20 protein-coding genes are annotated in these 22,679 nt (G+C 62.6%); 6 read left to right on the top strand and 14 right to left on the bottom strand.

From position 1 onward, the window contains the following. Positions 1–33 precede the first annotated feature (33 nt). Positions 34–675: a TetR family transcriptional regulator C-terminal domain-containing protein gene (locus ACWTU9_RS16475; protein ID WP_455859203.1), complete on the top strand. Its 642-nt coding sequence runs from the start codon at positions 34–36 to the stop codon at positions 673–675. A 12-nt stretch (positions 676–687) separates the two neighbouring features. Here the strand turns inward: ACWTU9_RS16475 and ACWTU9_RS16470 are convergent, their stop codons facing one another. Continuing rightward, positions 688–1,560 (bottom strand): helix-turn-helix transcriptional regulator, encoded by an 873-nt coding sequence (locus tag ACWTU9_RS16470; protein WP_455859328.1) that lies wholly within the window; start codon positions 1,558–1,560, stop codon positions 688–690. 103 nt (positions 1,561–1,663) lie between these two features. On the opposite strand from ACWTU9_RS16470, the gene ACWTU9_RS16465 reads away from it, so the two are divergent. Together ACWTU9_RS16465 and ACWTU9_RS16460 are read left to right on the top strand one after the other, a co-directional pair. Continuing rightward, entirely contained in the window at positions 1,664–2,503 is an 840-nt protein-coding gene (locus ACWTU9_RS16465; protein ID WP_455859202.1) for an SDR family oxidoreductase, read from the top strand. Continuing rightward, on the top strand, positions 2,500–3,219 hold the full coding sequence (locus ACWTU9_RS16460; protein ID WP_455859201.1) for an SDR family oxidoreductase: 720 nt from the start codon (positions 2,500–2,502) through the stop codon (positions 3,217–3,219). Before ACWTU9_RS16465 ends, ACWTU9_RS16460 begins: the two co-directional genes overlap by 4 nt. 45 nt (positions 3,220–3,264) lie before the next feature. On the opposite strand, the gene ACWTU9_RS16455 is transcribed toward ACWTU9_RS16460, so the two are convergent. From ACWTU9_RS16455 to ACWTU9_RS16430, 6 genes are all read right to left on the bottom strand, one after another. Further along, complete coding sequence (locus ACWTU9_RS16455; protein ID WP_455859200.1) at positions 3,265–3,723, bottom strand: carboxymuconolactone decarboxylase family protein; 459 nt, start codon at positions 3,721–3,723, stop codon at positions 3,265–3,267. Between the two features lie 29 nt (positions 3,724–3,752). Beyond that, positions 3,753–4,271, bottom strand: coding sequence for an RrF2 family transcriptional regulator (locus tag ACWTU9_RS16450; protein ID WP_455859199.1), 519 nt, complete (start codon positions 4,269–4,271; stop codon positions 3,753–3,755). Positions 4,272–4,583: 312 nt separating this feature from the next. Further along, the gene (gene preA / locus ACWTU9_RS16445) at positions 4,584–5,897 is read right to left on the bottom strand and encodes an NAD-dependent dihydropyrimidine dehydrogenase subunit PreA (RefSeq protein ID WP_455859198.1); all 1,314 of its coding nucleotides are present in this window, start codon (positions 5,895–5,897) and stop codon (positions 4,584–4,586) included. A gap of 12 nt (positions 5,898–5,909) precedes the next feature. After that, positions 5,910–6,752 (bottom strand): class I SAM-dependent methyltransferase, encoded by an 843-nt coding sequence (locus ACWTU9_RS16440; protein WP_455859197.1) that lies wholly within the window; start codon positions 6,750–6,752, stop codon positions 5,910–5,912. 5 nt (positions 6,753–6,757) lie between these two features. Then, the gene (locus ACWTU9_RS16435; protein ID WP_455859196.1) at positions 6,758–8,113 is read right to left on the bottom strand and encodes an NAD(P)-dependent oxidoreductase; all 1,356 of its coding nucleotides are present in this window, start codon (positions 8,111–8,113) and stop codon (positions 6,758–6,760) included. 137 nt (positions 8,114–8,250) lie between these two features. Beyond that, positions 8,251–8,967 carry a gamma-glutamylcyclotransferase gene (locus tag ACWTU9_RS16430; protein WP_455859195.1) on the bottom strand — a complete coding sequence of 239 codons (717 nt, stop codon included), beginning with the start codon at positions 8,965–8,967 and terminating at the stop codon, positions 8,251–8,253. 194 nt (positions 8,968–9,161) lie between these two features. Here ACWTU9_RS16430 and ACWTU9_RS16425 point away from each other — a divergent pair, with 194 nt between their 5' ends. Next, the gene (locus ACWTU9_RS16425; protein WP_455859194.1) at positions 9,162–9,938 is read left to right on the top strand and encodes a VOC family protein; all 777 of its coding nucleotides are present in this window, start codon (positions 9,162–9,164) and stop codon (positions 9,936–9,938) included. A gap of 63 nt (positions 9,939–10,001) precedes the next feature. Here ACWTU9_RS16425 and ACWTU9_RS16420 read toward each other — a convergent pair whose 3' ends face one another. Continuing rightward, complete coding sequence (locus tag ACWTU9_RS16420) at positions 10,002–10,535, bottom strand: hypothetical protein (RefSeq protein WP_455859193.1); 534 nt, start codon at positions 10,533–10,535, stop codon at positions 10,002–10,004. Positions 10,536–10,685: 150 nt separating this feature from the next. On the opposite strand from ACWTU9_RS16420, the gene ACWTU9_RS16415 reads away from it, so the two are divergent. Continuing rightward, complete coding sequence (locus tag ACWTU9_RS16415; RefSeq protein WP_455859192.1) at positions 10,686–11,078, top strand: DoxX family protein; 393 nt, start codon at positions 10,686–10,688, stop codon at positions 11,076–11,078. 26 nt (positions 11,079–11,104) lie between these two features. On the opposite strand, the gene ACWTU9_RS16410 is transcribed toward ACWTU9_RS16415, so the two are convergent. Further along, on the bottom strand, positions 11,105–13,531 hold the full coding sequence (locus ACWTU9_RS16410; RefSeq protein ID WP_455859191.1) for a GcvT family protein: 2,427 nt from the start codon (positions 13,529–13,531) through the stop codon (positions 11,105–11,107). A gap of 56 nt (positions 13,532–13,587) precedes the next feature. Next, positions 13,588–15,126: a trimethylamine methyltransferase family protein gene (locus tag ACWTU9_RS16405; protein ID WP_455859190.1), complete on the bottom strand. Its 1,539-nt coding sequence runs from the start codon at positions 15,124–15,126 to the stop codon at positions 13,588–13,590. A 219-nt stretch (positions 15,127–15,345) separates the two neighbouring features. Between ACWTU9_RS16405 and ACWTU9_RS16400 the strand changes: the two genes are divergently transcribed. Continuing rightward, positions 15,346–15,936, top strand: coding sequence for a transglycosylase SLT domain-containing protein (locus ACWTU9_RS16400; protein ID WP_455859189.1), 591 nt, complete (start codon positions 15,346–15,348; stop codon positions 15,934–15,936). Between the two features lie 13 nt (positions 15,937–15,949). On the opposite strand, the gene ACWTU9_RS16395 is transcribed toward ACWTU9_RS16400, so the two are convergent. The 4 genes from ACWTU9_RS16395 to ACWTU9_RS16380 form a co-directional block, all read right to left on the bottom strand. Beyond that, on the bottom strand, positions 15,950–18,271 hold the full coding sequence (locus ACWTU9_RS16395; protein ID WP_455859188.1) for a dipeptide ABC transporter ATP-binding protein: 2,322 nt from the start codon (positions 18,269–18,271) through the stop codon (positions 15,950–15,952). Positions 18,272–18,367: 96 nt separating this feature from the next. After that, complete coding sequence (locus ACWTU9_RS16390; RefSeq protein ID WP_455859187.1) at positions 18,368–19,525, bottom strand: ABC transporter permease; 1,158 nt, start codon at positions 19,523–19,525, stop codon at positions 18,368–18,370. A gap of 12 nt (positions 19,526–19,537) precedes the next feature. After that, a complete protein-coding gene (locus ACWTU9_RS16385; protein ID WP_454585258.1) occupies positions 19,538–20,572 on the bottom strand; it encodes an ABC transporter permease in 1,035 nt (344 codons plus the stop codon). A 225-nt stretch (positions 20,573–20,797) separates the two neighbouring features. Further along, on the bottom strand, positions 20,798–22,456 hold the full coding sequence (locus ACWTU9_RS16380) for an ABC transporter substrate-binding protein (RefSeq protein WP_454585259.1): 1,659 nt from the start codon (positions 22,454–22,456) through the stop codon (positions 20,798–20,800). Positions 22,457–22,679: the final 223 nt, after the last annotated feature.

The following is a 22,679-nucleotide window of genomic DNA, read 5'->3' as shown; positions in this document are numbered from 1 at the left end:
TCCAGATGACCCGCGCGACCAAGGCTTGGCCTTATGACCGACGCCATCGAAGGCTCCGCCCCTCGCCGCACCCGCATCCAGCAGGAAAAGCGCGAACTGATCCTGGAAGCGGCGCTCGAAGTCTTCTCCGCCAACGGCTTTCGCGGCTCGACCATCGACCAGATCGCCGAAGCCGCGGGGATGTCGAAGCCGAACCTGCTCTATTATTTCCGCCGCAAGGAAGACATTCACGAGACGCTGATGGAGCGGCTGCTGGCGACCTGGCTGGCGCCGCTGCGCGAACTCGACGACATCGGGGATCCCTTGACCGAGCTGCGGAGCTACATTCGGCGCAAGCTTGAAATGGCGCGCGATTTTCCCAGGGAGAGCCGGCTGTTCGCCAACGAGATCCTGCAAGGCGCGCCGCGCATCATGCCACTTTTGGAAGGCGAGCTGAAAACGCTGGTTGACGAGAAGGCCAATGTCATCAAGGGCTGGATGCGCGCCGGCAAGATCGCCCGCACCGATCCCTGGCACCTGATCTTCTCGATCTGGGCGACGACGCAGCATTACGCCGATTTCGACGTCCAGGTCCGTGCCGTGCTCGGCCCCGACCGCGGCGGCGACGGCCGATTCGAGGACGCGGCGCGCTTTCTCGAACAGCTGTTTATCGACGGATTGAAGCCGAAGGGCTAAGGCGCTAGCAGCTCAGGCGCTGCGCAGTTCCTGCGGCTGCGCCTTCAGCAGCTCCTCCAGCTTGGCAACCGAATTCTGCTCGGCCAGCGGCGTGTAGACGATCAGCTTCATGTCCGAGCCGTCATCGATCGACAGGCTCATATGCTCGAACGCCATGGGGCCTGCGATCGGATGGCGCAGATACTTCTTGCCGGACAGGCGATGCACCACGTCGCGTTGCGGCCACCATTCCCGGAATTCCGGGCTTGAGCGCATCATCAGCGCGATCAGCCGCTCGAAATCCGGATCGCCGGTATATTTCGCGCTTTCGGCTCGAAACGCGGCAAGGGTTGCACGCGCCACCCGTTCCCAGTCGACCAGCAGGTGGCGCCGGTGCGGATCGGTGAAAACACCATGGATGATGTTGCGGGCATCGCCCTCCAGCAGGCCGTAATCGCCAAAGATGGCGACGGCTCCTGCATTCCAGGCCAGCACATCCCAGCGCGGCCCGACAATATAGGCCGGCTGCAGGACCATGCTCTGCAGCATGTGCAGCAAAGGGCCTTCGACCTTGACCGGGGTAATGTGCCGCCGCTCCGGCTGCTGGCGGCCGGCCAGCGTGAACAAATGCCGCTTCTCGGCGGCGTCGAGCCGCAAGGCCTCGCCAAGCGCCGTCAGCACCTCCACGGACGGCCGCACATCCCTGCCCTGTTCCAGCCAGGTGTACCAGGTGGTGCCGACGCCGGCGATCATCGCCACCTCTTCGCGTCTCAGGCCGGGCGTGCGTCGCCTGGCGCCGGCAGCAATGCCTGTGGCCGAAGGCGAAAGCCTTTCGCGGCGCGAACGCAGGAAGGCACCGAGCTCGCGCCGGCGGCTGTCTTCAGGCGAAGGTGCGGAAGCATCCATGAGGTTCAGTATAGCAGTATCAATACCAGGATAAAGTTTGAACTGTTTGTGATGCGCAAAGCGCCCCATCTTGGCGGGCAGAGCGAACATGGAGGCTCCCAATATGGACGTGAAAGACAAGACAATCCTCATCACCGGCTCGACCGACGGCGTCGGCCGCGTCGTCGCGCAAAGGCTGGGCGGAGCCGGCGCCCGCGTGCTGGTGCATGGCCGCGACGCGGCGCGCGGCAAGGCAACCGTCGCCGAAATCGAAGCCGCCGGCGGCAAGGCCGAGTTTCTCGCCGCCGACCTCGCTTCGCTGGCCGAGGTTCACCGCCTTGCCGAAGCCGTGCGTGCCAGCACCGAGCGGCTCGATATCCTCATCAACAATGCCGGCATCGGCACCGCCGGCGCCAAGCGGCAGCTCAGCGCCGATGGCTTCGAACTGCGCTTTGCCGTCAACTATCTCGCCGGCTTCCTGCTGACGTCGGAACTGCTGCCACTGCTCAAGGCGAGTTCGCCGGCGCGCATCGTCAATGTCGCCTCGGCCGGCCAGCAAGCGATCGATTTCAGCGACGTCATGCTGAGCCATGGCTATGACGGCGTGCGCGCATATTGCCAGAGCAAGCTGGCGCAGATCCTGTTCACCATCGATCTGGCAGAGCAGTTGAAAGGCAGCGGCGTCACCGTCAACGCCCTGCATCCCGCGAGTTACATGGACACCACCATGGTCCGACAGGCCGGCGTAACCCCGTGGAGTTCGGTCGCGACCGGTGCCGAGGCCATCCTCAACCTTGCGACATCGCCCGCGCTGGAGGGCCGCAGCGGCCTCTATTTCGACGGCCAAAGGGAATCCCGCGCCGACGCGCAAGCCTATGACGCGAAGGCGCGGCAGCAACTGCGAACCCTGAGCCTCGACCTCGTCGGAAAGGGCTCGCCAAAATCGAAGGAACAGCATTCATGAGCAAGATCGAACACACCATCATCATCGGCGGCTCCTCCGGCATCGGGCTGGCGACGGCGCGCAAGCTGCTTGGTCCGGGCATGGAGGTGACCATCACCGGACGAAACCAGGACAAGCTGAACAGCGCTTGGAAGAGCCTTGGCGGCGCCGTCGGCAAGGCGGCCTTCGATGCTTCGAAGCCGGACGAAGTCCGCCAGTTCTTCAGGGAAATCGGACCTTTCGATCACCTCGTGCTCGCCGCCAGCGGCGGCAAGGGGCTTGGCCCTTTCGAAAGCCTCGACCTTGCCGACATCGCCGGCGGCGTCGACGAAAAGGTGCGGCCGCAGCTGTCATGCCTGCAGGCAGCCTTGCCGACCCTCAACAGATCGGGATCGGTCACCTTCATATCGGCGGTGTCGGCACAATTGTCGGCGCCCGGCGTCGCCGGCATCGCCGCCGTCAACGGCATGCTCCTGACCGTCGTGCCGATCCTTGCCGTCGAGCTGAAGCCGCTGCGCGTCAACGTCGTGGCGCCCGGCGTCATCGACACGCCATGGTGGGATTTTTTGCCCAACGACCAGCGGCAGGCGGTTTTCCGCGAATATGCCGGCAAGACGCCCGTGGGCAGGATAGGACGCGCCGAAGATGTCGCCGGCGCAATCGCCTTCCTGGTTTCCAACGGTTTCATGACCGGCCAGGTGCTGACCTGCGACGGGGGCCTGCGCTACGCAGCCTGAACAATGAGGGCGCGCGGACCTTTCATCCGCGCGCAGCGCGTCCGATCACGCTGCTTTGGCAGCCGGCATCGGGTGAATGGCGTGGAACGGGATGCAGAGCCTGTTCCAGGTGTTGATCATGCCGATCGCGACCGACAGCTTGACCAGTTCCTCTTCAGAAAAATGCGCGAGCGTGCGGGCATAGAGTTCGTCCGAAACGTCATTGCTGGCGATCAGGGTCGTGGCCTCGGTCCAGGCAAAGGCCGCACGTTCGCGCTCGGAAAACAGCGGCGATTCCTTCCAGGCCGAAACCAGATAGAGGCGTGTCTCGGTCTCGCCGTCGCGCCGCGCCTCGCGGCTGTGCATCTCGACGCAGTATGAGCAGCCATTGATCTGCGACGCCCTGAGCTTGACCAGATGCAGCAGGCCCACCTCAAGCCCGCAGTCGTCGACCGCCTTGTTGAGCGCCGACACCGCCTTCATGATCTCGGGCGCCTTGGCGAAGAATTGCAGTCTCTGTTTCATCATCTTTCCTTTCACATCTGTCTGGCGGGTTAAATCTGTTTGGTCGAAGCGGGTTTCTGCAGCCGCTGATGGCGCGCCACAAAGGCACAGCTGGCGGCAAACGATCGCGGATCGCCTTCGGCTTCATAATCAGCCACGATGTCGGACAACCGGGTTTCCGCCAGGGCCGCGCGATAGGCGCGCTCGGCCTTCAGCATCGCGGCATTGATGCCGCAGGGCTTCACATAGGCCGAAGCATCGATCTTGACCGGGCCGCGCTGGCGGATCTCGCCGCAGCGGAAAGCAGGCTCACGGCCTTCGATGGCCAGCACGATGTCGAGCAGCGTGATGCGCTCGGCCGGCCGCGCCAGACGGTAGCCGCCCGACGGCCCCGGCACCGATTCCAGGATGCGTGCCGCCGTGAGCTGGTTGAGATTCTTCAAGAGATAGCTCGGCGACAGCCCGAAGCACTCCGCGAGCGCCGCGCCCGGCATCGTGCTGTTGCCGTCGACGCTGGCCAGCGTCGCCGCGCAGTGGATAGCCGCCTCAACGCCCTCGCCCAGTTTCATCGTGCCATCTCCAATTCATGGATGTCTTTTATCGTGGATATTTTTTATCTGCAATAGGAAAATACAGAAATTCGCGAGTTCGCGATGGCTTTACAGGACTTGGGTTCCTCGCCCCGTGAAGCGGGGGAGAGGTGGCCCGGCGAAGCCGGGGCGGAGAGGGGGACGCCCTCTGCGAAGTCAGAATCTATTAGGGATGCGCGCGAACAGGGTAGAAGGCGAAACCGTGGGCAACTCTCAGTCGTCCGAAGGCCCCTCTCCGTCCCGGCTTCGCCGGGCCACCTCTCCCCACTTCGTGGGGCGAGGAACCCAAGCTTATTCCGCGGCCACCTTCGCCATCGGGTTGTTGGGATGCGTCGTCCAGTTGGCGTAGACCGGCGATACCGGCTTGCCGGTGCGCTGATCCATCACGCCGGCGGCCAGCGGCTCCATGGTGATGCAGTTCTCCACCGGGCAGACATTGACGCATAGATTGCAGCCGACGCATTCGGCCTCGATGACCTCAAAGTGCCTGACGCCGTCGACCATATTGGTAATCGCTTGGTGCGAAGTGTCCTCGCAGGCGATGTGACAGCGGCCGCATTTGATGCAGGCATCCTGGTCGATATGCGCCTTGGCGACATAGTTGAGGTTGAGATACTGCCAATCGGTGACGTTGGGCGTGGCGCGGCCGATAATGTCGTCGAGCGTCGCGTGGCCCTTCTCGTCCATCCAGTTTTCCAGACCGGCGATCATCTCCTCCACGATCTTGAAGCCGTAAGTCATCGCCGCGGTGCACACCTGCACATTGCCGGCGCCGAGGGCCATGAATTCGGCCGCATCGCGCCAGGTGGTGATGCCGCCAATGCCGGAGATCGGCAGGCCGCGGGTTTCGGCATCGCGTGCAATCTCGGCCACCATGTTCATGGCGATCGGCTTCACCGCCGGGCCGCAATAGCCGCCATGCGAACCCTTGCCGTCGATGGTCGGCTGCGGCGCGAAACTGTCGAGATCGACGCCGGTGATCGAGTTGATGGTGTTGATCAGCGATACCGCGTCGGTACCGCCGGCAAGGGCGGCGCGTGCCGGCTTGCGCACATCGGTGATATTGGGCGTCAGCTTGGTGATGACAGGCATGCGGGTGTTCTGCTTGCACCAGCGCACTACCATTTCGATATATTCCGGCACCTGGCCGACAGCCGCGCCCATGCCGCGTTCGGACATGCCGTGCGGGCAGCCGAAATTGAGCTCGATGCCGTCGGCTTCGGTCTCCTCGACCACCGGCAGGATCGCCTTCCAGGCGTCCTCGACGCAAGGCACCATCAGCGAGACGACGATGGCGCGGTCGGGCCAGTCCTTCTTGACCTGCTTGATCTCGCGCAGATTGACCTGCAGGTCGCGGTCGGTGATCAGCTCGATATTGTTGAGGCCGAGCAGGCGGCGGTCCGCGCCCCAGATCGCGCCGTAGCGCGGGCCGTTGACGTTCACCACCGGCGGGCCTTCCTCGCCCAGCGTCTTCCAGACCACACCGCCCCAGCCCGCCTTGAAGGCCCGGATGACGTTGTAGGCCTTGTCGGTCGGCGGCGCCGAGGCCAGCCAGAACGGATTGGGCGATTTGATGCCGACGAAATTGTTGCGGATGTCAGCCATGACAGGTCCCTTTCAACCGAGACGAAGGAGCAGTTCGACGGGTGCAAGAATGCCGCCTTCAAGCGCGGCGGTGAGATTGGCGATCTTGGTCCGCGCGTTCTCGCCCATGATAAGATTGACGCCGGGCGGCGGTTTTTTGCCTTCCGCCTGCGCCGCAGCCATGCGCGCTCGTATCGTGGCGAAGAATTCGATGGCAAAGGCGCCGCGTGGGCGCTCGGCGGCTACGGAGAACCCTGCAGCCGCGGCAGCCGAGCGATAATCGTCGGGCGTGGCGACGAAGGACATGCTCTCGTCGGATGCCCATGGCAGCGGATAGGTCAGCGTGCCCGACTTCAGCCGCATCACATCGTAGACGGCAAAGACGCCGCCCGGCTTGAGCACACGCGCCGCCTCGCTCATCAGCTTTTTCTTGTCGGGCAGATTCATGCCGACATGCAGGATCATGGCCGTATCAAAACTTGTGTTGCTGAACGGCATGTCAAGCGCGCTGCCCTGCACGAACCGGACTTTGTCGGCCATTCCCACCCGCTTCGACAGGCTGGTCGCGATGTCGACATAGCTTTGCGTCAGATCAATGCCGGTGACATCGGCGCCGGCATTGTTGGCGGCAAAGCGGGCTGGGCCACCCACGCCGGAACCAATGTCGAGCAGCCTGGCCCCCGGCTTCAACCCCATCTGGCCGATGAGTTCCCGGGTGGCAGCGATACCGCCAATGTGGAATTCGTCGACCGCTTCGAGATCGCCAGCGCGCAGATGGGCAATGTCCACGCCGGTATCGGCGAGCACGGCAAGAATGTGCTGCTCAAGATCCGATACGTCGTAGTGACGGGCGATGCCCGATTCCACCGAGGCCATGATCTCTATCCCTGCGTCAGACTCCTGTTGATGCTCTCCGCCGCATCGCGGCCTTGCGCGACGGCCGAGACCGTCAAATCGTCGCCGCCAAAAATGCAATCACCGCCGGCCCAGACATTGGCGAGCGAAGTGCGCCCTTCCGCGTCCACCTTGATGCGGCCAGCTTCGAGTTCGATCGACGCGCCGCTGCCGTTGAGTGCGGCCGGCACAAAGCTCTGGCCGATCGCCTTGAACACCTGGTCGGCGGCGAGCGTCAGCGTCTCGCCAGTGCCGGCAAGCCTGTCGCCGTTCATTGTTGTGTATTCGAGTTCGATACCCGACACCTTGCCACCTTCGGCAATGACCCGCTTCGGCTGCAGCCAGTGGCGGATGGTGACGCCGTTGGCGGCGGCCAGATCCTGTTCGAATTCGGAGGCGTTCATGTGCTCCTGGCCGCGCCGGTAGCAGATCGTCACCTCCTCGGCGCCGAGCAGCTTCGACTGCACCGCCGCATCGATCGCCGTCATGCCGCCGCCGATGACGACGACGCGCCGGCCGACCGGCAGGCTGGAGAGATCGCTGGCCTGGCGAAGCTCGGAAATGAACTCGACCGCATTGGTGACGCCGTCCGCGTCCTCGCCGTCGGCGCGCAACGCATTGACGCCGCCAAGCCCCATGCCGAGGAACACGGCATCGTAATTCCGGGTCAGGTCCGACAGCTGGTAGTCGCGCCCGAGCGCCTTGCCGTTCTGGATGTCGATGCCGCCGACAGCGGTGACGTAGTCGACCTCGGCCTGGGCAAAATTGTCGATGCTCTTGTAGGCGGCGATGCCGTATTCGTTGAGGCCGCCGGCCTTCGGGCGGGCTTCGAGAATGGTCACCTCGTGGCCATGGCGGGCAAGCCGGTGCGCGGCGGCAAGGCCGGCCGGTCCTGCGCCGACGACGGCGACCGACTTGCCGGTCGATTCCGCGCGCGGATAAAATTGCTTGTGCTCGGCCATGGCGACATCGGTGGCGTAGCGCTGCAGGCGGCCGATCTGCACCGGCTTGCCTTCCGCCACCTCGCGCACACAGACCTCTTCGCACAGCGTCTCGGTCGGGCAGACGCGGGCGCACATGCCGCCGAGAATGTTCTGGTCGAAGATCGTCTTGGCCGAACCGATCGGGTTGCCGGTCGAGATCTGGCGGATGAACAGCGGAATGTCGATCGAGGTCGGGCATGCGTTCATGCACGGCGCGTCGTAGCAGAAATAGCAGCGGTCGGATTCGACCAGCGCCTCGTGATGATCGAGCGGCAGATGCAGGTCGGAAAAATTCTCAGCATACTGGTCGGCCGGGAGCCGTCCGCCGGCAATACCGTCCTTGAACTGGCCTTCTGGCATCGTCAGTTCCCCATGTTTTCGTTTTGGGGGAAGGCTAGCACGTTTTATTTTTTTATCAATTGGTCAATTTTCACTGCAAGCCTCTGAAAACCTTCAATAATAACATGATTTTTTTACTCATGTTATGGGTTTTCGCCTCAGCTTGCAGGTGAAAAGCCGGAGCCTGGAGCGCCACCATGGATGGACCTGATCTCATCGGCGACCAATTGCTGCAGCCGCCACAGATTGCGGTCGCGAATGCCGAATTCCTCGAGGTGACTGACGGTGTTGTAGAGATATTCCGCACCCGAGCCGACATGCCCGCAGGCCCTCGCCAGTACCCGCGCCACCGTGTCCAACGGCTGCCCGAGCGACGTCCCCCTGCCCCTCACCCCGACCCAGAAGCCGAGCGCCCGCACCACCCCTTGCGCCGTGCGCACCGGAACCCACCGGACCGAGCCGACACTCTCATGGTCGTCGATCTCGCGCCGCAACAGTCTTTCGATCTGCTGCGGCTTGTCACCTTCAGGCAGACGGTAGATGACGCCATCGCATCGGCCGCCGCGTTCGAGCGCCATCATCAGCCCCGGCTGCGCGACGCTGCCGCGCCAGCGCACCATGTCGAGGCAAAACGAGCGATGCCAGCCGAACGCCGTGGCGCACTGGCGCTCGACGGATTCGAAAGCCGGCTTCCAGATCAGCGAGCCATAGGCGAACACCCACAGCGGCCCCGCATCGGCTTCGTCGGAGAGCTGCAAGGCAAGCGTGCGGAAGTCCTCGTCGGTGAGCTGGGTCCAGCTGCCGTCGGGGCCGGGATCGACCTCCTCGCGATGGCACAGTGACACAAGCTCAGGCGTGAGTGACATACGGCGCATGAAACGACTACCCCTCGTTCGCCCAAGGAAAGTCGAAAACCGCCGCGCGTGCAAGCCGCCGAGTGGGGCGAAGTGCGGAACGATGTGTCAACGCACACGTTGAATTTTCTGCGGTTCGCTGTCGGGTTCGCGTCGGTGAAATCGTCCTTTGACGGATCGGACAACGATCGATGCAGGAAGGTGAGGAGACCAAAATGCCAAAATCGCCGATGCCCTTCTTCTGGTACGAGCTGATGACCACCGACCTCGATGCGGCGCAAGCGTTCTACACAACCGTCGTCGGCTGGCGGGCCGAGCCCTTCGACAAGGCGCCCGGCATGCCGCGCTACATCGTGGTGAACTCCGCCGAGCGTGGCGTCGGCGGGCTGATGACCATGCCCGAGGACGCCGCCAAGATGGGCATGAAGCCGGCCTGGCTCGGCTATATCCACACCAAGGATACAGATGCCTCGACCAAGGCGCTGAAGGAAGCAGGCGGGGCCGTCCACCGCGAACCCGACGACATTCCCGGCGTCGGCCGCTTCTCCGTCGTCGCCGACCCGCAAGGCGCTGCCTTCATGTTCCTGCAGCCTAATGGGCCCGACCAGCCCGCCCTGCCGTCTACCACACCCGGCCATGTCGGCTGGCATGAGCTTTATGCAGCGGACCGGCAGAAGGCCTTCGATTTCTATTCCAGCCAGTTCGGCTGGACCGATGCCGGCAGCATGGACATCGGCGAGATGGGCATCTATCAGACCTTCTCTGCCGGCCCTGAATCCGGCGGCGGCATCATGAACAAGCCGCAGCAGCTTCCGGTGCTGGTGTGGCTGTTCTATTTCAATGTCGACGCCATCGACGCCGCCGCCAAGCGCGTCACCGACAATGGCGGCAAGATCGTCATGGGTCCGATGCCGGTGCCGACCGGCCAATGGATCGCTCAGTTCACCGATCCGCAAGGCGCCTATTTCGCCCTCATTGCGCCGGAACGCTGATCCGGCTGACAGGCATGAACCGAACGGTTCTCATCGCGCCGCCCGGCGCGATGAGAGAGGACGTCACTCCGGCGCCAGCACCGCGACCTTGATGGTCTGTTCCTTGGCGCCACTGATCTGAATCGAGGCCAGCCCCGCCGGCAGCTTGAAACGCACGCTCTTGCGTATGCCGGGGCAGGTTTTGACGCCACTAAAGCCTGCCGACTTGATTGCATGGTCGCCTTGGATGACATCGATCCAGGCTTGGCCGGAGAGGCTTATCTGCAGCTCGCCTTCAGGCGGCACGGTCACATTTGCTGTCGCGCCGAACGTCCCTGCTGCGGGCGCGCGTTCCGGAGGCAAGGTGAAGGCGACCTCGTCCACCGCTTCCAGTGTGAAGTCGACCGCGTGGCCAACCGCCAAGGCTGCGCCGGACTGCGCGGCGGGTGCTGCCGCAAACAGTGTCTGTTCTCGTGTAACTGGCCATTTGAAGGCATCACAGCCAGCGTCCTGGGCCATGGCGACGCTGGTGCCTGCAATAATTGCGAAGAGGCTGACGGCGAATGTTTTCATGATGCGAGAACCACCCCGTGGGAATATCGCCATCGATACAACCATAAGGATACAAATGCAACCCATACGAGAAAAATATTCACCCAGAATTGTGGAACGTCACCATCACCGATTGTTGATGACAGGCCCTGGGAAGTGAATGGTCCACCGTGGGACGATCATTTATGGGCGATCTGGGGGTAATTGGAGATTTAGATGACGCTTTTTGACGGTCTCGCCAGATTTCAGCCGCAGGCACTCGGAATTCTGCGCATCATCACGGCCCTGCAGTTCATCGAGCATGGCTCGCAGAAGCTATTCAACTTCCCGGTCAGCGCCGAGCCTCACGCTCTTAACGGGCTGTCGACGACGGCAGGAATTCTGGAATTCGCCGGCGGCATCCTGCTGGCGCTTGGGCTGTTCACCCGACCCGTTGCCTTCCTGCTCGCCGGCGAGATGGCCATCGCCTATTTCATGGCGCACTTCCCGCGCGACTTCTTCCCGATCAACAACAGTGGCGACGCGGCGATCTCGTTCTGCTTCATCTTCCTCTATCTGGTGTTTGCCGGCGCCGGCGCTTTCGCGCTCGACAACCGCCGCAACGCCTGACAAGGGCGGGATAAGAGGGTGAGCCTTCACCCTCGCATGCGTTCGAAATTCGCATCGAACAGCGGCGCGGCCTGCATGCGCGCGGCGTGACGCTTGCCCAACAGTTCGATCTCGAAGCCGTCGCTCTCATCGGCGATCTCCTTCGGCACATAGCCCAGGGCGACGGATTTTTTCGGATGGTGCGCATAGCCGCCTGACGTCACCCAGCCGCGCACCGCGCCGCCGAACCAGATCGGCTCGTCGCCGATGACATCGGCATCGTCGGCATCGAGGATGAAGGTGCGCAGCCTGAGCTTGCCGCCTTGCTTGCGCTCGGCGAGAGCCGCCGCCTTGCCGATGAAATCCGCCTCCTTGCCATAAGCGACGAAACGGTCAAGCCCGGCCTCCAGCGGCCCGTAGATCGGCCGGTATTCGCGCGCCCATGAGCCGTAATTTTTCTCCAGCCGAAGCGCATTGAGCGCGCGCGAGCCGAACAGGCCGATGCCGAACTCCTCGCCCGCCGCCGTCAGCGCCTGGAAGGCGGCGCGCTGATATTCCGGCGCCACCCAGATCTCGTAGCCGAGGTCGCCGGTGTAGCTGACGCGGCCAACCAGGCACGGCGCCATGCCGATATCCATTTTGGCGACGGCCATGAACGGAAACCCGGAATTGGAGACGTCCGTGCGCGTGACTTTCGCCAGCACCGCCCGCGCCTTGGGCCCGGCGATCGCCAGGCCGGTGAGTTTCTGCCCAAGCGCCTCGATCCGGACCGAGCCGTCCTTGGGTAGATGCGCCTCGAACCAGCGCATGTGATATTGCTCGGCGACACCCGAGCCGGCGATGAACCATTCGCCGTCGCCGATGTTGGCAAGCGTGAAATCACCGATCAGCTTGCCGTCGTCCTTCAGCATCGGCGCCAGTGTCATGCGGCCAGGTTTCGGCAGCTTGCAGGCAAAGATACGATCGAGCCAAGCGGCTGCCCCCTCGCCGGTCACCTTGTATTTGGCGAAGTTCGAAATCTCAGCGAGGCCGACGCCTTCACGGACGGTCGCAACTTCCTTCGCGACATGGGTGAAGTCGCTCGAGCGCCGCCACGAAAACTCGTCCTTGACGCCCTCAGGCGCATACCAGAGCGGCACCTCCAGCCCATAGGACACGCCCCATTGCGCGCCCCTGGCCGACAACAAATCGTAGATCGGCGTCGTCTTCAGCTGCCGTCCGGCGAGCAGTTCCTCATTGGGGAAGCGGATCGAGAAGCGGCGCGAGTAATTCTCGCGCACTTTGGCGTTGGTGTAGGCCATCGTCGCCCAGTCGCCATAGCGCGCAACATCCATGGCCCAGATGTCGGCGCCGGGATCGCCCTCGATCATCCAGTTGGACAGCGCCAGTCCAACGCCGCCGCCCTGGCTGAAGCCGGCCATGACGCCGCAGGCGACCCAGAAACCCGGCAGCCCGCGCACCGGCCCGACCAGCGGATTGCCGTCGGGGGCGAAGGTGAAGGGTCCGTTGATGATCTGCTTGATGCCGGTCCTCTCGAACGCCGGGAAATGCCGAAAGCCGACCTCGAGCGACGGCGCGATCCGGTCGATGTCGGGCTCCAGCAATTCATGGCCGAAATTCCACGGTGTGGAGAACTCGGACCAGACCTTGTTGGCCTTCTCGTAGGTGCCCATCAGCATGCCGCCGCGCTCCTGGCGCAGGTACAGCTCGCCGTCGAAATCGACGGCATGGATGATCTCGGTGCCGGTCTTGGCGTTCCACGCCGCGACCTCGGGCATGTCTTCCGTGATCAGGTACATGTGCTCCATGGCCAGCACCGGCAGTTCCAGCCCGACCATGCGGCCGACCTCCCGCGCCCACAAGCCACCGGCATTGACGACATGCTCGGCCACCACCTCGCCCTTGTTGGTGATGACGCGCCACATGCCGTCGGGCCGCCGCACAACGTCCTCCACCTTGGTGAAGCGCTCCACTTCCGCGCCCAGTTTCCGCGCGGCCTTGGCATAGGCGTGGGTCACGCCGGACGGATCGAGATGGCCGTCCTCCTTGTTGCGGACGGCGCCGACGAATTGTTTCGGGTCGAGCAGCGGCATCAGTTCGGCCGCCTCATTGGCCGAGATTTCCTCGAGGTCGATGCCGAGATAACGCCCCTTGGCAACGACGCCGCGCAGCCAGTCGAGCCGCGCCTCGGTGGCCGCCAGAAGCACGCCGCCGGTCAGGTGCACCCCGGTCGCCTGACCCGAAAGCTCCTCGATCTCCTTGTAGAGCGAGATCGTGTATTTCTGCAGCTTGGCGACGTTGGGGTCGCCATTGATGGTGTGCATGCCGCCGGCCGCATGCCAGGTCGAGCCGGAAGTCAACTCGTCGCGCTCCAGAAGCACGACGTCGGTCCAGCCATGGCGTGCCAGATGGAACAGCACCGAGCATCCGACGACGCCACCGCCAATGACCACGACCTTTGCATGCGATTTCATGGATTTTTTTCTGATATCAGTGAGTTGTATGGATGAAATGAATCAGGATGGGAGCATCACGGCTCGCCCTGCCCGATCGCTTCCTTGCGCCTGGCCATGTACGCCTCCAGCGCCTCGCGCACGGCTATGTCCATCACCGGCTCGACATAGTCTTCCAGCGCCTTCTTCCACAGCCGCGTCGCGCGCGCCGTCGTGTCGAGGCCACCGGCTTCCTGCCATGCCTCGTAGTTCTGCCAGTTGGACAGGATCGGCTGGTAGAAAGCGGTGGCATAGCGTTCCAGCGTGTGCGGCTCGCCGAAGAAGTGGCCACCTGTGGGCACCGCGCCAAGCGCCTCGACCGCCAGCTCCGCCTCGTCGACGACGATCGGGCGCAGAAACTCCATCATGTGCTGGATCATTTCGACATCGATGATGAGCTTTTCGAACGACGCCGTCAGCCCGCCCTCCTGCCAGCCGGCGGCGTGGTAGACGAGGTTGCCATGGCCCAGCACCGTGCCCCACAGCGCCATCAACGTCTCATAGGCGCCTTGCGCGTCCGCCGCATTCGAGGCCGACCCCGGCGTCGTGCGGTAGGGCAGAGAATAGCGCCGCGCCAATTGCCCTGAGGCAATGTTGGCCTTGGTGTTCTCCGGCGTACCGAAGGCCGGCGCGCCCGACTTCATGTCGACATTGGAGGTGAAGGCGCCGTACATCACCGGTGCGCCGGGGCGCACCAGCTGCGTCAGCACCACGCCGAACAGCGCCTCGGCATTCTGCTGCGCCAATGCGCCTGCCAGCGTCACCGGGCTCATCGCGCCCATCAGCGTGAACGGCGTCACCGCCACCGACTGGCCGAATTCGGCCATGGTCATCAGACCCTCTGCCATCATCTCATCGAAGCGGCGCGGCGAGTTGACCGAGATGATGGTGGCAATGCCGGGATCATCGCGCATCTCGTCCAGCTTCAGTCCGCGCGCGATCGCCATCATCTCGATGCCGTCCAGCGCCCGGCCCCGGCCGATCGCCGAGACATGGAAGGATTTGTCGGTCAGCGTCAGATTGGTGAAATAGGTGTCCATATGCCTGGTGTTGGCGGGCAGTTCCACCGGCGCGCAGACCTGGTTGCCCAGCATGTGAATGCAGTTGAAATGCTGCGCCAGCCGGGTGAGGTCGGCATAGTCGCGCAAATTGCCGGCACGGCGGCCACGCTCCATGTCGTGCACATTGGGCGGCCCGGCGACGAGGGTGAAATTGATCGTATTGCCGCCCAGATGAATGGCGTTTGCCGGATTGCGCGGGGTAAGCGTATAGCTCGCCCGCGTGGTCTTCAGCGCCTCGGCAACAAGGCCCCTGTCGATGCGGACATTCGCCGTCGCATGGTCGACCGTGGCGCCGGCTCTTTCGAACAGCGACAGCGCCCGCTGAGACATCACCTCGATGCCGAAATTCTCCAGAATGTGCATCGAAGCCTGATGGATGGCCTCGATCTGGTCGGCCGACAGCATTGCCATCGGCGGATAGGGATTGGTCACCCGCCTGAGCGGCAGTTGCCGGATGGCCGACGGCCCTCTGTTGCTGGTTCGCTCTGCGCCGCGCTTGCGTCTTGGTTCGTTCATGCCCGGCATCAGAGCGCCGGCATCGGCGCGCGGCTGTCAGGAATCCGCCCTTCACGGGCGTGATTTTAGCCAAGGCGGCATTTTCGTATTTGAATGAAGACAAAAGCGACGCAAAAAGTCGGAATAGTGGTGCCAACTCGAGGCAGCGCAACCGAGCCGGCAGGACGTTAAGAAAGGCCGCAAGATTCCCTTTATGATTTCGGCCTATTCGTCTTTCCCATGCGTAGGTCGAGTTTTAGTAAAATTGTAGCGGTTGGTGTGCTGCTGGCTCTCTCGGCCTGCGCGACGCCGCCAAACCATATCAACAATGTCTGCGCCGTCTTCGACCAGAATGACGGCTGGTTCGACAACTGGCAGGCGGCGGCCGAGCGCGCCTCGCAGAAATACGGCATCCCGGTTCCGGTGCTGATGGCGACGGTGCGCAAGGAGTCCGGCTTCAAGAGCAACGCCAGGCCGCCACGCACCAAGCTGCTCGGCTTCATTCCGTGGAAGCATGTCTCCTCGGCCACCGGTTTTTCGCAGGCACTCGACGGCACCTGGTCGCAATATCAGAGCGAAACCGGCAGCTGGGGGGCGCGGCGGACAAAATTCGCCGATGCCGTCGATTTCGTCGGCTGGTATCATTCCAAGACCGCCGACACCTTCGGCGTCGCCCACAACGACACCTACAATCTCTATCTCGCCTACTATCTCGGCTGGACCGCCTATGGCCGCGGCAATCGCGGCGACGCCGGTGTGCAAGGCTATGCGCGGGCGACCGAAAAGATGGCCCGCGACTATGATGCGCAGTTACGGCAATGCGAAAACTAGCACCCTTCCCGGTTTAGTGCCGCCTTGTCGTATCTTTCGGCTTTTTGACACCGGTTTCGGAAGCCTCGTCGACTACTTTGTTGCGACGGGCTCGCATTCCAGCCTGGCCCTGCTCCACGGCCTCGCCGATCTCGTCCGCTTCCGCGCTCGACGATTTGCCACGCGGCCGGTTGGGCGCTGTTCCTGTCGAACCCGGACCACTGCCATGCGGTGCGTCTTCCGGCACGCCCTCATGCGCGGCATGCTCCTTGTCGAACTTGATCACCTGATCCATCTTGGCCAGCACATCGTCAGACAGCCAGCACAGGCTCATATGGCCGTCGCCAAGATTCTTCACCGGCGGCACCTTGGTCTCGCACAGATTGTCCGGCACCAGCTTCTTGTAGCCGCAGCGCGTCTGGAACGGGCAGCCGGTCGGCGGGTTCATCGCCGACGGAATGTCGCCCTCGAGCACGATGTGCTTCTTCACCACGCTGGTGTCGGCGATCGGGATCGCTGACAGCAACGCCTCGGTATAGGGATGGTAGGGCGGCGAGAAGATCTGGTCGGTCGTGCCTTGCTCGACGATGTAGCCGAGATACATGACGACGACGCGGTCGGCGATGTAGCGCACCACCGACAAATCGTGGCTGATGAACAGCATCGTCGTCTTGTTCTTGCGCTGGATGTCCATCAACAGTTCGGTCACCGCCGCCTGCACCGAGACGTCGAGCGCCGAAACCGGCTCGTCGGCCACCACCACCTTGGCATCGCCGGCAAAGGCGCGCGCCACACCGATGCGCTGCTTCTGTCCGCCCGACAGCTGGCGCGGCTTGCGGGTCTCGAAGGCTCTCGGCAGCTTCACCAGGTCGAGCAGCTCAAGCATCCGCTTGCGGCGTTCGGCCACCGTCTTGCCGACATTGAATTTTTCCAACGTGCGGATGATCTGCGAGCCGACCGAGTGGCTGGGGTTCAGCGTATCGAACGGGTTCTGGAACACCATCTGGATCGACGACACCGTATCGACGCTGCGCTTCTCGATGCCGGTCGACTGGATCTCCTTGTTGCCGAGCGTCACGCTGCCGGAACTCGCCGTCTCCAGCCCGAGCAACACCTTTGCCAGCGTCGACTTTCCGCAGCCGGATTCGCCGACGATGGCAACCGTCTCGGATTCACGCGCCTCGAACGAGATCGTCTCGTTGGCCTTGACGACACGGCCCTCGCTCGAGCCGAACACCTCGCTGCCGCCGACCTTGTAGTATTTCTTGAGGTCCTGGATCTTGAGCACCGGCGCACCGGGCTCGACCTTGTCATTGACCTTCTTGGCGCCCGGCGGCAGCGCCTCCCAGTCGATCTCGTTGAAGCGCACGCAGCGCGAGAAATGCCCCTCGTGGCCGGCGACTTCGATCATCGGGATTTCGGCGGCGTTGCAGACGCCCTCGACGAAATGGTGGCACCGGGGCCCGAAATTGCAGCCCTTGGGCCGCTCATGCGGCAACGGCAACTGGCCGGGAATGGCGATCAGCGGCCGCGAATTCTTGTCGGCGCCGGGCAGCGGGATCGAGCGGAACAGCCCTTGCGTATAGGGATGACGCATGCGGTCGAAGACGTCCTTGATCTTGCCGGTCTCGACCGCTTCGCCCGAATACATCACGGTGATGCGGTCGCAGGTTTCGAGGATCAGGCCGAGATTGTGCGACACGAAGATCATCGAGGTGCCGAACTTTTCGCCCAGCCCCCTGACCAGTTCGACGATGCCCGCCTCCACCGTCACGTCGAGCGCCGTGGTCGGCTCGTCGAGCAACAGCAACGCCGGCTTCGACAGCAGCGCCATGGCGATGACGATGCGCTGCTGCTGGCCACCGGAAAGCTGGTGCGGATAGGAGCGCATCATGCGCTCGGGATCCGGCAGCTTTACAGCGCGCACCATTTCGAGCGCCCTTTTGTACGCCTCCTCCTTCGACACCTTGTCGTGGATCAGCGGCACTTCCATCAATTGCTGGCCGACCTTCATCGCCGGATTGAGGCTGGCCATCGGCTCCTGGTAGATCATGGCGATCTTGTTGCCGCGAATGGCGCGCAGCTCTTCGTCGGAGAGCTCGCCCATGTCCTTGCCCTGGAACTTGATCTTGCCGCCGACGATCTTTCCGATGTTGGAGAGGTCGCGCATGATGCCGAGCGACACCGTCGACTTGCCACAGCCGGATTCACCGACGATGCCCATCGCTTCGCCGGGCATTACCGTGCAGGAAAAATCCATGACGGCAGGGATCTCGCCCTTGCGGGTGAAGAAGGAGATCGACAGGTTCTCGATCTCGATGATCGGTTCTCCGGGATTTCGAACTGCCTCATTCATGGGTCGCTCCAATCCTTGGTTTTTCTCTGAGCATGATCTTTTCCGAAAACCGGTTGCCAATTTTCGGGATCATGCTCTGCGGGCCGAACCCGCAGATCAGTCTTTCATCGATTGCTCGCGCAGCGAGTCGGCGAGCAGGTTCAGCCCCAGCACGAACGACATCAGCGCGATCGTCGGCGGCAACGCCGGATGGATGAAGGAGCGCAGCAGGCGGCTGGCGTCCTTGATCGCGGTGCCCCAGTCCGGGCTCTCCGGTGCCAGGCCGAGACCGAAGTACCCCAGCGTGCCGAGCAGGATCGTGGTGTAGCCGATGCGCAGGCAGGCATCGACGATCAGCGGTCCGCGCGCATTGGGCAGGATCTCCCACAGCATGATGTACCAGGGTGATTCACCGCGCGTCTGCGCTGCCGCCACATAGTCGCGCGTCTTGATGTCCATCACCAGGCCGCGCACGATGCGGAACACGCCGGGGCTGGAGGCGAACACCACCGCCACGAAGATGTTGAGCTGGTTGGGATCGATGTGGATGACCCTGAACGGATCGGCATCGAAGACCAGGCCGGCATAGACCCACCCCCCGATGACCAGCGTCAGCCCCATGAGAATGTAGAGCCGATCCGGCCGGTTTTTGTAGCGGGTCCAGAACAGCACGGAAAAGAAGATGATCGGAAACAGAAAAAACAACCCGGCCATCGCATAGGGGATAGGCGTGTCCATGATGCCCGGCGTCACCAGGAGGTAGAACAGCAGGATCACCGGGAAGGCCAGAACCAGATTGGCCAGGAACGACAGAACGGTGTCGATCCTGCCGCCATAATAACCGGCTGGCAGGCCGAGCGTAATGCCGACCATCAGCGCGAACCCCGTCGCCGCCGGTGCGATGATCAGCACGATCTGGCTCCCATAGACCATGCGTGAGAAGACATCGCGGGCGAGCTTGTCGCCGCCGAAATAGTAGATGAGCTTCGACGTCGGCTCGATCGCGCCCGGCAGCGCGTCCTTCATGATCGGCACCTGGGAGAGCGGATCGAAGGGCGCGACGGTCGCTGCGAAGATCGCCGTGAACAGCCAGAACAGGCAGATGCCGACACCGACAATGCCGACGCCGCTGTCGAACAGCTGGCCATAGAGGCCGAGGCGTTTCTTATAGGCGAAGCTCGCCCCCATCACCAGGGCAAGCCCTAACCAGACCGGCCAGAAACGGGCAATCACGCCCAGTATGATACTGAAGGCACCGATATATTCGACCTGCATCCGCTCAGCCCCCTATTGCACTCTGATACGCGGATTGAGGAACGCGTAGCCGACATCCGAAATGAGCTGGGTGATGAGGACGATGAACACCGAGACCAGCGAACAGCCAAGCAGGAGATCGATGTCGTTGTTGCCCGCCGCCTCGACCAGCGTGTAGCCAAAGCCCTGATAGCGGAACATCACCTCGACGATGACGACGCCGGTGAGCAGCCAGGGAAACTGCAACATGATGACCGTGAACGGCGCGATCAGCGCATTGCGTAGGGCGTGCTTGATAACGACGCTGCCGAAGGACAGTCCCTTCAGCCGGGCGGTGCGTATGTATTGCTGCGTCATCACCTCGACCATCGAGGCGCGGGTCATGCGGGCGATGTAGCCGATGCCGTAGATCGCCAGCGTCATCACCGGAAGCGTGAAATTGTAGAAAGTGATGCCCTGGCTTGCCGAGGCGGCCGAACCGTTCAACCAGCCGAGCCACGAGGCGAAGATGACGGTGAAGATGACGCCCGACACATATTCAGGCGTAGCCGTCGACGCGATCGAGGCGACGGAAAGCGTCCGGTCCGTTCGCGAGCCCTCGCGCATGCCGGCAAGGATGCCGACCAGCAGCGAAATCGGCACCATCACCGCGAGCACACAGAGCATCAGGATGCCGGTGGCGCCGAGTGCCGGAAAAAGCTTGGAGGCGACGGATGCCTTGAACTTGGTCGAGCAGCCGAAATCGCCCTCGATGATGCCGGAGAATTTCGGCTCCAGCGGATCGTTGCAAAAGGAAAAGCGCTGCGCCGGCTTGCCTGTCGCGGGATCGGTCACCGGTTGCTTGGGCAGGATGCCCAGCCATTGGCCGTAGCGCACGAAGAAGTTCTGCCGATAGCCGTGTTCGGCCAGCCAGCTTTCGAGCTGATCGGCGGATGTATGCATTTCGGTCTGGCTGATCGCCAGCTTCTTCAGATTGGGGTCGAGATTGATCAGGAAGAAGACGACCATCGTCAGGCACAGCATCGTCAATGCCATGGTGCCGAGACGCCGGATTACGAAAGAAAGCATGGCGGTCCCCTGCCCGTCTGGTTGGGGTTGGAGCCAGCGTGGACAACCAGCTTTGCCGTTACCGGCAGAGTTGGCCGTCAAACAGGCCCTCGGATGCGATCAACCCTGTTTTATTGCACGATCCCTCGCGAAGAGTCCGCAACTTTTTTGCTGCGCCGGCTCCAGGTTCTGGATCATGCGAGGAGTGATGGGGAGGGCGGCGAAGCGCCCTCCCGATCGGTCCGATCAAGCCTGGTCGAGCCAGATCTTGCCGTAGTCGCGTTCGTAGGTCGGATGCATCTTGTAGTTTTGCACCGCCTTGACCGAGTGGCTGTAGAGCTTGCGCCAGTAGGGCTGGATGATGATGCCGGAATCCTGCAGCGTCTGCTCGATGTCCTTCATCATTTCCTTGCGCTTGACAGCGTCGGCGACCGAAAGCGCGGCGTTGAGCTTGGTGTCCCAGTCGGGATTCGACCAGGCACACTCGTTCCAGGCTTCGCCGGTGCGGTAGGCCAAAGCCAGAACCTGGACGCCGAGCGGGCGCATGTTCCAGTTGGTCATCGACAGCGGATACTTCGTCCAATCGTTCCAGAACGTCGATCCCGGCAGCACTGTGCGCTTCACCTTGATGCCCGCGTCGCGCAGCTGCGCGGCGATGGCATCACCGGTGTTCTTGTGCCAGTCCTCGTCGACGGTGATCAGTTCATGCTCGAAGTCGGCCTGGCCGGCTTCCGCCATCAGCGCCTTGGCTTTGGCCGGATCGCGCGCGATCTTCGGCAGTTCGAAATATTCCGGATGGATCGCGCAGACATGGTGGTTTTCTGCGACGGTGCCGGCATTGCCGTAGCCAAGCTGCAGGACGACGGCGTTGTCGACGCCGAGCTGCAGGGCCTGACGGACCTTCTGGTTGTCGTAAGGCTTGTTGGTGACGTTGGTGCGGCAGACGATGGTCGCCGCGGTCACTACCTCGGACTTCACCAGATCCATCCCGTCGAGAATCGACACATAGTCGGCCGAGGTCTCGAAATTGGTGTGGACTTCGCCGGCTTCGAAGGCGCTGACCATGGCCGCCGGATCCGTGCCGTAGTCGATAAACTCGATGCCGTCCAGGAAGACCTCGCCGTCCCACCACTTGTTGTCTTCGCGACGCTTGTAGACCACCTTCTGGCCGACATCGTAGGACACCAGTTCGAACGGACCTGTGCCGATCGGGCAGGCTTTGAAGTCGCCGCCCTTCTCATCGAAGCTCTTGTGGACGATGAGAGCAACATAGTCGCAAATGCCGGGAATGATCGAGATGTCGGGCTTTGTCAGCGAGAGCTTGACGGTCATGTCGTCGACTTTGGTCACCGCGCCTTCACGCAGCTTGCCGGTTTTATCGTCGAACAATGTGCCAAGACGGCCAGGCATGGAATTGCCTTCGGCGGCCTTCTCGCCCCAACGATTGAAATTGAACAACACGTCGTCGGCGGTAAATGCATCGCCGTTATGCCAGGTCACGCCCTTGCGCACATGCAGCGTGTACTCAGTGGCGTCGTCGTTGACTTCCCAGCTCTCCAGAAGATAGGGGCGGAATGTGTATTCGGTGGTGTACTTGACCAGCGGCTCGAGCGCCTGGCGCTCGGCATTGGCGATTTCCGACCAGTCGGACTTGCGCGGATCCTTGGGATCCTTGATCCACTGGGCAACCTTCAGAATGCCACCTTTCTTGCCTTGAACCTCTTCGGCCTTGGCCGGCGTCGGCTCTACCAGGCCGAGCATGCCATAGGCCATCGCCGTGGACGCGCCAAAGACGCTGGCCAGAGCGAGGAATTCGCGGCGATCGACCTTGCCTGCCTTGGCCTCTTCGGCCATCGCCAGGATATGATCGGGAACGCGATCGCCATTACTCTTGTAAATTGTCATGACTTAACTCCCATTGTTGGCTTTCCGCCTTTTAACATTCCGCATCCAGGCCGCGATGTCAAAGACGGCATGGATTGGGAACATGTTGGCGAATGTGCAACTTTGAAAGGGGAGCGGTTCGCGCGATAACGACAGTCTTGGCGCAAATTTGCTACTGCCTGACGGATTCCTCAGGAATCTCGTTTCGTCGATGAAACGAGACATCGACTCAAGCTTGGCCAGT

The organism is Mesorhizobium sp. 128a, assembly GCF_053848025.1.
This window is presented reverse-complemented; position numbering and strand designations above follow the sequence as displayed.